At 67.6% G+C, this 10,156-nt stretch carries 9 protein-coding genes, 1 tRNA gene and 1 pseudogene; 3 read left to right on the forward strand and 8 right to left on the reverse strand.

The genetic code is table 11. The features are described 5' to 3' along the window. Window positions 1-320 (forward strand): annotated as a pseudogene (locus ACIKT0_RS07660) (hypothetical protein); the annotation flags it as partial. Here ACIKT0_RS07660 and ACIKT0_RS07665 read toward each other — a convergent pair. From ACIKT0_RS07665 to oxlT, 5 genes are all read right to left on the reverse strand, one after another. Beyond that, entirely contained in the window at window positions 251-649 is a 399-nt protein-coding gene (locus ACIKT0_RS07665) for a DoxX family protein (RefSeq protein ID WP_407104763.1), read from the reverse strand. The pseudogene ACIKT0_RS07660 and the gene ACIKT0_RS07665 overlap by 70 nt on opposite strands. A gap of 196 nt (window positions 650-845) precedes the next feature. Then, entirely contained in the window at window positions 846-1,727 is an 882-nt protein-coding gene (gene sucD / locus ACIKT0_RS07670) for a succinate--CoA ligase subunit alpha (RefSeq protein ID WP_407104764.1), read from the reverse strand. Window position 1,728: 1 nt separating this feature from the next. Continuing rightward, complete coding sequence (sucC, locus tag ACIKT0_RS07675; protein WP_407104765.1) at window positions 1,729-2,901, reverse strand: ADP-forming succinate--CoA ligase subunit beta; 1,173 nt, start codon at window positions 2,899-2,901, stop codon at window positions 1,729-1,731. A gap of 99 nt (window positions 2,902-3,000) precedes the next feature. After that, window positions 3,001-3,714 carry a GntR family transcriptional regulator gene (locus ACIKT0_RS07680; protein ID WP_407104766.1) on the reverse strand — a complete coding sequence of 238 codons (714 nt, stop codon included), beginning with the start codon at window positions 3,712-3,714 and terminating at the stop codon, window positions 3,001-3,003. Between the two features lie 256 nt (window positions 3,715-3,970). Beyond that, entirely contained in the window at window positions 3,971-5,293 is a 1,323-nt protein-coding gene (gene oxlT, locus ACIKT0_RS07685) for an oxalate/formate MFS antiporter (protein WP_407104767.1), read from the reverse strand. Between the two features lie 626 nt (window positions 5,294-5,919). On the opposite strand from oxlT, the gene frc reads away from it, so the two are divergent. Continuing rightward, entirely contained in the window at window positions 5,920-7,197 is a 1,278-nt protein-coding gene (frc, locus tag ACIKT0_RS07690) for a formyl-CoA transferase (RefSeq protein ID WP_407104769.1), read from the forward strand. Between the two features lie 75 nt (window positions 7,198-7,272). Here frc and ACIKT0_RS07695 read toward each other — a convergent pair whose 3' ends face one another. After that, window positions 7,273-7,650: a hypothetical protein gene (locus ACIKT0_RS07695; RefSeq protein WP_407104770.1), complete on the reverse strand. Its 378-nt coding sequence runs from the start codon at window positions 7,648-7,650 to the stop codon at window positions 7,273-7,275. Window positions 7,651-7,719: 69 nt separating this feature from the next. Here ACIKT0_RS07695 and ACIKT0_RS07700 point away from each other — a divergent pair, with 69 nt between their 5' ends. Further along, window positions 7,720-8,652, forward strand: a complete 933-nt coding sequence (locus ACIKT0_RS07700) for a methionyl-tRNA formyltransferase (RefSeq protein WP_407104772.1) — start codon at window positions 7,720-7,722, stop codon at window positions 8,650-8,652. A 418-nt stretch (window positions 8,653-9,070) separates the two neighbouring features. On the opposite strand, the gene ACIKT0_RS07705 is transcribed toward ACIKT0_RS07700, so the two are convergent. Next, a tRNA-Glu gene (locus ACIKT0_RS07705) sits at window positions 9,071-9,145 on the reverse strand. 61 nt (window positions 9,146-9,206) lie between these two features. Then, complete coding sequence (locus ACIKT0_RS07710; protein ID WP_407104773.1) at window positions 9,207-9,875, reverse strand: exopolysaccharide biosynthesis protein; 669 nt, start codon at window positions 9,873-9,875, stop codon at window positions 9,207-9,209. Window positions 9,876-10,156 lie beyond the last annotated feature (281 nt).

A 10,156-nucleotide genomic window follows, 5' to 3' on the forward strand; every position in this document is an offset into this window, starting at 1 on the left:
CGCGCGCCGCGATCTCCGAGCTTGCGCGCGCCGAACCGGAGCGGACCGCGGCGTGGTCAGGCCGCAGCGACATCCGGGCGGCGATCGCCGAACTCGACCGTCATCTCTACGACAACAAGGCCGCTCCGCTCCCCGATCTCCGGCGGCTCGCACGGGCGATCGCCTCGGCGCGGCGCAGCGCCGCGACCAAAGGGGACGCGGCCCGCTCGGGCCTTGCGCCGCTGGACGGACCGAAGCTCGAGAACAAGCCTCAGACCGGGCGGCCCTTCGCCCGCATGGCGTCGATGCTCCACGGGCCCGGACCGGCGAACACGAGATAGAAGAAGACGAAGCAGAACAGGATCGCCGCGTCGCCTCCGTTCAGCACCGGATAGAAGCTCTTCGGCGCGTGGGCCATGAAGTACGCGACCGCCATCTGCCCCGACAGCAGGAACGCGACGGGGCGGGTGAAGAGGCCGAGCGCGAGCAACAGGCCTCCGAACAGCTCCAGCCCGCCGGCCGTGGCGGAGAGCGCCGTCAACGGGTTGGGATAGGCGGCCGGAAACCCGATGAGCTTCATCGTTCCGTGGGTGATGAACAGCAGCGCGGACATGATCCGCAGGATGCTGAGGACGTAGGGCGCCCAGCGGGCCGATGCGGCGGGAATCATTGGCGACGATCCTTTCTCGCGACGAAACAGCGGACCGTGAACTTGCAGTTCCGAGACAGCCTTGGCGAGGCGCCGTCCCCATCACTTTGCGGTTCCTCGACGGCGTCCGGCCAAAGCGCGGGCGCTCGCCGCCTGGCCGCGCCAGGCTTCGAACAGCGCCTCGATTGTCGGGTTCGCCTGTGAGCGACCGCCGCCCTCAGCGGCCGCCGGACAGCGCTTCGGCCATCGTACGGCCCACGAGATGGGCGCTGGCGGCGATGCGGGCGCCGGCGCGCTCCAGGGCCGCCGCCTTGGCGGCCGCGTCTCCGGACCCGCCGGACGTCAGAGCTCCCGCATGGCCCATGCGACGCTCGCGCGGCGCGTGGATCCCGACGACCAGCGCCACGATCGGCTTGGCTGGCCTTTCCTGCGCGATGAAGTCGGCGACCTCTTCTTCCTCGAAGCCGCCGATCTCCCCGATCAGCACGACGCCCTTGGTCTCGTCGTCGGCGAGGAACAGCTCGAGGCAATCACGCATCGACATGCCATGCACCGGATCGCCGCCCACGCCCACGGTGGTGGACTGCCCCAGGCCGGCCTCGGTCAGTTGCGCGACCACCTCGCTGGTGAGCGAGGCGGAGCGCGAGACGACGCCGACGCCGCCGGGCCGCTCCGACCCCGTCGCCATGACGCCGAGCTTGCAGATTCCGGGCGCGAGCACGCCCTGCGAGTTGGCGCCGACGAGCCGTGTGCCGGAGCCCTTCAGGGCGTCCCGCACCCGCACCATGTCGAGCACAGGGACCCGCTCCGTCACTGTCACGACCAGCGGGATCTCGGCTTCGATGGCCTCGATCATCGCCGCGGCCGCATTGGCAGGGGGCACGAAGACGATGCTGGCGTTCGCTCCGGTCTCGCTCCGGGCGTCCGCGACCCGGTCATAGACGGGCAGGCCGAGATGCGTGCGGCCGCCCTTGCCGGGCGTGACGCCGGCGACGACCTGGGTGCCGTATTCGATCATCTGCGCGACGTGGTGGCTGCCGGCCCAGCCGGTCATCCCCTGGCACAGCACGCGCGTGTCACGGTCGAGGAGGATCGCCATCTCAGGTCCTCCCCGCCGCGACGGCGACAGCTTGTTCCGCAGCCGTCCCCATGTCCGGCGCTTCTATGACGTGGCAGCCGAAGTTTGCGAGCCGGTAGCGCCCGAGGTCGGCGTTGAGGCCGGCGAGGCGGACCACGATCGGCAGCTTGCGGCCCGACTTGCGCAGCGCGATGCCAAGGCCTTCGGCGATCGTGTCGCAGGATTGCATGCCGCCGCCATGCACGTTCATCAGCAGGGTGCGGATTTTCGGATTGTCGAGCAGCAGCGCGAAGCCGTGCGCGATGTCGAGGCTGCGCGCGGTGGTTCGGATGTCCATGAAGTTCGCCGGCCGCCCGCCGGCGCGATGCACCATGTCGAGCGTCGCGAGGCCCAGCCCGGCGCCGTTGGAGACAATGCCGATGTCGCCGTCGAGCTGGACGAAATTGAGCTGGTTGCGGTGCGCGCTCAGCTTCAGCCGTTCGGCCTCGGCCTCGTCGCGCAACGAGGCGAGCTCCGGGTGACGGAACAGGGCGTTGTCGTCGATCGCCATCTTGACGTCGATCGCCTTGAGCTCGCCGGAGGCCGTGACCGCCAGCGGGTTGATCTCGATAAGGCTGGCGTCGAGCTCCACGAAGGCGCGCCTCAACCCCTCGACGAGATCACAACCACGCTCGAGGGTCGCTCCCTCCAGGCCGAGTCGGCCGAGGAAGCCGGAGAGCTCCGCGCGATCGGCAGGACCGCTGACGGGCAGGCTCAGTCGTTCGCAGCGCAGGTCGCCTCGGCGCTCGCGCTCCTCGATCCCCTCGCCCCCTTCGGGACTGCCGATGACGACAAGTCCGGCGGTCCTGAGATCGATCAGCAGCGTCAGGTAGAGCGACCGCGCGATCGCGACCCCCTCCTCCACATAGACGCGCCGGACGATCAGGCCTTCGTCTTCGGTCTGGGCGGTCGCGAGCCGCTGTCCCAGCATCGAGGCGGCGGCCGAACGTACCGTGGCCGGCCCTTGAACCATGCGCACGCCGCCTGCCTGCAGCCGGTCGCCGGCGAGGACCTGCGCCTTCACCGCGAGCGGGGTGACCGCAAGGTCACGGGCGATCGCCTCCGCCTCATCGGGCGTGAACGCGACCCCGCCGCGAGGCGTGGGCAATCCGTAGTCGGCCAGCAGCCGCTTCGCCTGGAATTCGTGGAGTCGCATGGCGCGACAAGTCCCTCCATCGGGCGCCTGGGCAGCGCTCTTTGGTATACCCGATGATCCCGAGCGCCAAGTCGCCCAAGGGCGGACGCTCGCGGCCGTTCAGTCGAAGATGTCGCCGTGCTCCTCGACGTAGCGCGCAAGCCCAAGCGTGTGCTCCCGCGAACGGCGTTCCGCTCCGTCCACGTCCCGGCGCTCCAGCGCTTCGATGATCGCCAGATGGTCGTCCATCGAGCGCGTCGCGCGGTCGTCGCGGCCGATCGTAATCTGCCGAATGCCGCGGACATGCATGAGGATGTTCGACGTGATCTCGAGCAGCACGTGCGAGCCGCTGAGCCTGATGAGAGTCTGGTGGAACTGGATGTTGGCGGCTGAATACTCGCTCAGGTAATCGGCCGGCCTGTGCGTCTCGTTGAAGCCCTCGAAAAGCTTGCGGAGCTTGCCGATGTCGGAGTCGCTCGCCTTCTGGGCGGCAAGGCGGGCCGCCATGCTCTCCAGCGCGGCCCAGGCCTCGATCATCTCGGTGACTTCGCGCCGCGTCTTCTTCAGAACCATGATGCCGCGGCGGGGCATCGACTTCACGAATCCCTCCTGCTCCAGCATGGCGATCGCCTCGCGGACGGGCGTGCGGCTCACGCCCAGGCGCTCCGAAAGCTGGCGCTCGTCAAGCCAGGTGGGATCCTCCGAGGAGTAGATGTCCATGTTGACGATGGCTTGCTTGAGCGCGGCGTAGACCCTCGTCTTGTAGGTCTCTTCAGGCGCAAAACGCTCGAGAACGAGTTCGTCGTGCGGGTCGTCCTCGACAGGCCAGCGCAACGGTGTTCTCAAAGCATTCACTCCCCGGACAACTCTGACCGCCTACTTTGCATACCAGAGCGATGCGCTGTGGCGAAGTTTCATACCGCCGCAGACTAAAGACTGAGAGAACGGCCCGGACGACGACCGATGGTTTTCCGGGGCCCGGCGCCGTCATCGCGCCGAGGATCGATCGCCCTTGATGCTGAAAGGCCTCCGGCGGGGATCGCCGAAGGCCTTTCGGACCGAGCGGTCGGGCGGCGGGGCTCGCCCGACGTCAGACGGCTGGCGCGCTCCGCGGCGCTGCGGCGTCCTGCGTCTCGATCTGCGCATTGGCCACCACGCTGCGGCGCCAGGGCTTGAGGACGAGGATCGCAAGCAGCGAAGCGAGGATGTTCGCCGCGGCCGCCACGAGGAACACGCCGTCCCACGAGCCGCTGGACTGCTGCAGGATGTTGGCGAACGGCACCAGGAGAGCCGCAGTGCCCTTCGCCGTGTAGAGCAGGCCGGCGTTGGTGGTCGCGAACTTGGAGCCGAACGTGTCGGTGCAGGTCGACGGGAACAGCGAGTAGATCTCGCCCCAGGCGAAGAACACCAGGCCCGTCAGGATGACGAACATCACCGGGTCATGGCCGTAGAGGTACAGCAGGTAGATGCCCACGCCCTCGAAGCCGAACGCGATGAACATCGTGTTCTCACGGCCGATCCTGTCGGAGATCCAGCCGAAGAACGGACGGGTGAGGCCGTTGAGGATGCGGTCGATCGTGGCCGCGAAGGTCACGGTCGTCATGGTGAGGCCGGCGAGCGTGACGTCGATCTTGTCGATGTGGAAGTCGGCCGCGATCGGCTTCAGGTTCGCGGTGACCATCAGGCCGCCCGCGCCCACGGCGACGAACATCAGGTACATCAGCCAGAAGATCGGGTGCTTGAGCACTTCGCCGGGGCTGTAGTTCCGCCGCGACTGGACGATGTTGTGGCTCACCACCGGAACCGGAACCTGGCCGGTCATCGGGCCGACGAGGAAGATGGCGGCGATCATGATGATCACGGCCTGGCCGATGCCGAAATTGATGAACGCGGCCTGGAAGCCCGAATTGGCGATCATCGCCTGGATCGGGGCGACGGTCAGCGCCGAGCCCGCGCCGAAGCCGGCGGCCGTGATGCCGGCGGCGAGGCCGCGCTTGTCCGGGAACCACTTCAGAGCGTTGCCGACGCAGGTGCCATAGACGGCGCCCGCGCCGATGCCCGCGACCACCTGGCCGATATAGAAGCCGGTGAGCGACGTCGCGTAGCCGTTGATCACCCAGCCGACGCCGCAAAGCACGCCGCCGAACATGACGACGGAGCGCGGCCCGTATTTGTCGACGAACCAGCCTTCGACCGGGACGAGCCAGGTCTCGAACAGCACGAACAGCGTGAACGCCCACTGGATGGCGGCGCGGTCCCAGCCGAAGGTCTTCTGGATGTCGGTGACGAAGAACGTCCAGCCATATTGCAGGTTGGCGATCATCACCATGCAGAGCACGCCGACGGCGAGCTGGGTCCAGCGATAGGCGTCGCTGACCCGGGGCGCTTGGCCCCCAGTCTCAGAAACAGTCATTTCCTACCCCTTAAGCTTTCGCTTTTGCCGAGCGGTCAACGCCACCCTTGGAGGCATCCTGGTATGCCTAATGCCAGGAGGGCAAGCGCCAAAACCCACAACCACACATTTCCGTGAGCGTCCGCAAGGCAGAAAATAGGGCGATCACATTGTGGCGATTGAGGAAAAAAAATCGGCGTGGAGGTTGAAAAAAATCTTCGGCTCAGGGCGAGAAACAGGCTCCCCGTATCCCGGGGGTTGGGACGGCGCGGCCGCCTCAACCAGACTCAGACGTAGCCCGATCGCTCATGAGAGCGTGCGGAGCGCTCGAGATATTCCGGCTGGCGCCTCAGGGCGTTAGGGCGGTGAGCCGCAGCCCGCACTGCAGCGAAAACGGAGCGCGTTGGCGCCGCAGCGCTCGTTGACAGGCCGATTCGTGGCATGCCAGCTATTCGAAGGCCGGACGCGGACGCGCGATATTCCAAGGCGCTCAACAGGCCTCCTCGTCGGCGCATTCGACTTAAGTCTGCCGACTGGACGCGGACAGGCGAACTGACGGCGCTTTTCCCGCGACGCCATTCCGCTTAAAGGCTGGCACACCAGTGCAACGGCATAGCAATCGGCCCGGGACGGGAGGAGAAGACGTTATGAGCAAGGCTCTCGAAGGGGTCCGGATCCTGGACTTCACCCATGTCCAGTCGGGCCCGACCTGCACCCAATTGCTCGCCTGGTTCGGCGCGGACGTCATCAAGGTGGAGCGCCCGGGCGCCGGCGACGCCACCCGTCAGCAGCTCCAGGACATCCCGGACGTGGACAGCCTCTATTTCACGATGCTGAACCACAACAAGCGCTCGATCACGATCGACACCAAGAGCCCCAAGGGCAAGGAAGTGCTCTGGCGGCTCGTGAAGGAGTGCGACGTCCTGGTCGAGAACTTCGCGCCCGGCGCGCTCGACCGGATGGGCTTCTCCTGGGAGAAGCTGCACGAGGCCAACCCGAAACTGATCGTCGCCTCCGTCAAGGGCTTCGGCCCCGGCCGCTATCAGGACTGCAAGGTCTATGAGAACGTCGCGCAGTGCGCCGGCGGCTCGGCCTCGACGACCGGCTTCCGCGACGGCGTTCCGATGGTCACCGGCGCGCAGATCGGCGATTCCGGCACCGGCCTCCATCTCGCGCTCGGCATCGTGACGGCGCTCTACCACCGCACCCACTCGGGCGTGGGCCAGAAGGTGGACTGCGCGATGCAGGACGCCGTGCTGAACCTCTGCCGCGTCAAGCTGCGTGACCAGCAGCGCCTCGAGCGCGGCCCGCTCAAGGAATACAGCCAGTTCGGAGAGGGCGTGCCGTTCGGCGACGCCGTCCCGCGCGCCGGCAACGACTCCGGCGGCGGCCAGCCCGGCCGCATCCTGAAGTGCAAGGGCTGGGAGCACGACCCCAACGCCTACATCTACTTCATCACCCAGGCCGCGGTGTGGGAGCCGATCTGCGACATCATCGGCGAGCCGAGCTGGAAGACGGACCCGAACTACGCCACGCCGAAGGCGCGTCTGCCGCATCTGAACGAGATCTTCACGCGCATCGAGGCGTGGACGATGAAGCACGACAAGTTCGAGGCGATGGACATCCTCAACGAGTACGACATCCCCTGCGGACCGATCCTCTCGATGAAGGAGATCGCCGAGGACGAGGCGCTGCGCGCCAATGGCACCGTGGTCGAGGTCGATCATCCGACGCGCGGCAAGTATCTGTCGGTCGGCAGCCCCATCAAGCTGTCGAACAGCCCGGTCGAGGTCGTCCGCTCGCCCCTGCTCGGCGAGCACACCGAGGAGATCCTTCGCGAGGTTCTCGGCTATGACGACAACGAACTCGCCGAGATCGAAGGGTCGGGCGCCTGCGGCCGCGTGACCAAGCTCGCGGCGGAGTAAGGCTGCCAGCGTGTTAACTGAAGCCCTGCCGCCCCGGCGGCAGGGCTTCTTCTGCGGCGGCCGAAAGCCGTCGTCTCAGCTACCGTCTGACGGGTAGGCCGAGATCACAAGGCTGACGCCGGACGCCCCGACGACCGCCGCAACGTCTGCCGGGATCTCTGCGCTCCGCGAGATCCTGTCTGCGGGAAAGAGAAACGCTACATCGAGCGTAGCCGCCCCGATGGCGCCGGACGCGATGAGTCGCCGGATCGCTTCGCCGTGACGACGGAAGAACGCCGCGACGCCCTTCCAGCCATCGTCGTCTGACAGAACATACTTGGCGTAAGCGCGCCCAGTGGCTCTGTGTCGCCCGCAGTCGTATGGCGGCGTTGACACCTCGACCTTGATTTCGGCCCGAGACAGGGTGATGTCGGTCAGCCACAGCACGGCGTCGGCTGGTTCGAGCGCATCCACGTTCTAAACCCTTCGGCCGTCGTCATAGTCGGCGCATTCGATCAGCGCCGAGAATCGCGGAGAGACTCGATGCGGATCGTCGTTCACGGCCAACAGGCTTTTGGCAAGGCGGTGCTCGAGGCGCTGCTGGCTCGCGGCGAAGAGGTCGTCGCGGTCTATGTCGCCCCCGAGAAGGAGGGCCAGAAGGCCGACCCGCTGAAGGAGGCCGCTCTCGCCGCCGGGCTCGAAGTCCGGCAGCCCTCCTCCTACAAGGACGAGGCGGTGGCGGAAGAGTTCCGCGCCTTGAAGCCCGACCTCCAGGTCATGGCCTTCGTCACGCTGTTCGTGCCGTCGAGCTTCCTCAACATCCCGACGCACGGCTCGATCCAGTACCACCCGTCCCTGCTGCCGGCCTATCGCGGCGCGTCGGCGATCAACTGGCCGATCATCAAGGGCGAGACGGAGACCGGGCTCTCGATCTTCTGGCCCGATGACGGCCTCGACACCGGCGACGTGCTTCTGCAGAAGACCACCCCGATCGGCCCCGAGGATACGCTCGGCTCCGTCTATTTCGATCACCTGTTCCCGATGGGCGTCGAGGCGATCCTCGAAGCCGTCGACCTCGTGAAGGCGGGCAAGGCGCCGCGCATCAAGCAGGACGAAAGCCGGGCGACCTATGAGGGCCTCTGCCGCAAGGGCAACGCCCGGATCGACTGGGGCAAGCCGTGGCAGCAGATCGACCGGCTGATCCGGGGGTGCAACCCCTCCCCCGGCGCCTGGACGACCCTCGGCGGCCAGGTCCTCAAGATCCTGGACGCCAGGCCTCTGCCCGCCAAGACGCCCAAGGACATCGGCGGCAAGCTCGGCGAGGTCGTGGCTGTCGAGCAGGACGGGTTTGTGGTCGTGTGCGCCGATGGGCGGTTCCGGGTGACGCGCGTCCAGCCGGAGGGCGAAGCGAAAGCGCCAGCGGCCGATTGGGCCCGGGCTGCGGGACTCGAGCCCGGGGCGCGATTCGACGCCTGAGGGCCACGACTTCCGCGCCCGCCGTCAGGACGAGTCCAGGGCGACCGGCCAAGCGACTCGGCGGTCGGCGTGAGCCGAGCGGGACGCTGGCGTCAGCGCCCCAAAACCCTTCGAGTTCAGCCGACCTTTCGTCGCCTTCAGTGGACGGTCGGTTCACGGACGAGGACCGCGCCGCCTCCGCGCCCCTTCCGCCGGCCGTGGAGCGGTCGGCAGTCCCCGCCCTCGGTCTCCGCCCCCTGACGCTCCCTCGGGCCCTGCAGCCTCGTGGAAGGCCGCGGAACGGAAGCCATGACGCGAGGCGCCCGCCACTTCCTCAAAGCGCATCAGCAGGCCGCGCCTGCGGCCCGCCGTCGTGCGGCGGCGACGAGTCATCGAGACTGATAAGAGGATTTCAGATCAACGCCATGAATGGCGGAAGTGGCGCGCCCTACGGGAGTCGAACCCGTCTCTCCAGCGTGAAAGGCTGACGTCCTAACCGATAGACGAAGGGCGCGGCGGGGGGACGTATAGGGGGGTTGCCGGGCCTGGGCAAGCCAGAAGCTCCGGCGCGGTGCTCAGAGGCCGAAGAGCCGCAGCACCGGGGCCGCAAAAGCGTGGACGCCAGCCAGGACGACCTTCCACAGGGCCACCATGATCCCGAAGCTGGCCGTGGTCGACAGCCAGCCGATCGCGATCGCCACCCCGTCGGCTTCGAGCATGCCAAGCGCGAACGCCGAGATCGCCACGGCAGGCGGCATGTTGCCGAAGGGAATCGGCAGGAAGAGAATCAGCGACAGCGCGAAGCAGGCCGCTCCGGTGAACCGGTCGGCCACCGGGGTGGTCAGCAGCTGCGCGCGCGGCTTCAGGAGCCGCTCCAGCCGCTTGACCCAGGGGACGACCTTCGCGGTGAGCGCGCCGAAGTCCTCGCGGCGCATGGACCGCTTGGTGATGAAACTGGGCAGCCACAGCACGGAGCGGCCGATCATCAGCTGAAAGGCGATGAACACCAGCGGCGCGCCGAGGACCGCCGAGGTCCCGGGGGGCATCGGCAGGGCGTTCGGAAGCGCGAACACCAGCAGCAGGGCTCCGAAGGCCCGGTCGCCGAACGCCTCCAGAATCGCCCCGACGCTGACCCGCTCGACTTCGCCTTCGCTCAGCCGCTGCAGGACCTCCGAGAAACCTCCTCCCGCCAGTTGCGGCTGGTCGCCTGCCTCGAGGGGTTCACTGCGTGCGGGGTCGGACAATGGAGCTCTTCAGATGATGCTGTGGGGAAGGTCGACGCTAGCCTGCGAAGATGTCGACAGTTGGCGCGTTCACACTTCGCGGGCAAGCGCGCGCTCATGCACAAGCGCGTCAAAACTCCGCGCGCGCGGCGTCCACCACCCGAAGGCACACACGCTCGGAACCACCCCAGCGGTCGATCGTCAGGGAGCCGGCCGCATGGATCCGCGCGCCCCGGCTCGCGAGCAGCGCCCGGCCCAGATCGGTCTCGGCCGCCCGGAAGGCCATCGCGCCCACGGAGGCG

It is taken from the genome of Hansschlegelia beijingensis (genome assembly GCF_045505405.1).
Lineage (GTDB): Bacteria > Pseudomonadota > Alphaproteobacteria > Rhizobiales > Methylopilaceae > Methylopila > Methylopila beijingensis_A.

Bases quoted from the DNA above. Each gene is read 5' to 3' on its own strand.
- ACIKT0_RS07665 (WP_407104763.1), bottom strand. From the start codon at position 649: ATGATTCCCGCCGCATCGGCCCGCTGGGCGCCCTACGTCCTCAGCATC.
- sucD (WP_407104764.1), bottom strand. From the start codon at position 1,727: ATGGCGATCCTCCTCGACCGTGACACGCGCGTGCTGTGCCAGGGGATG.
- sucC (WP_407104765.1), bottom strand. From the start codon at position 2,901: ATGCGACTCCACGAATTCCAGGCGAAGCGGCTGCTGGCCGACTACGGA.
- oxlT (WP_407104767.1), bottom strand. From the start codon at position 5,293: ATGACTGTTTCTGAGACTGGGGGCCAAGCGCCCCGGGTCAGCGACGCC.
- frc (WP_407104769.1), top strand. From the start codon at position 5,920: ATGAGCAAGGCTCTCGAAGGGGTCCGGATCCTGGACTTCACCCATGTC.
- ACIKT0_RS07700 (WP_407104772.1), top strand. From the start codon at position 7,720: ATGCGGATCGTCGTTCACGGCCAACAGGCTTTTGGCAAGGCGGTGCTC.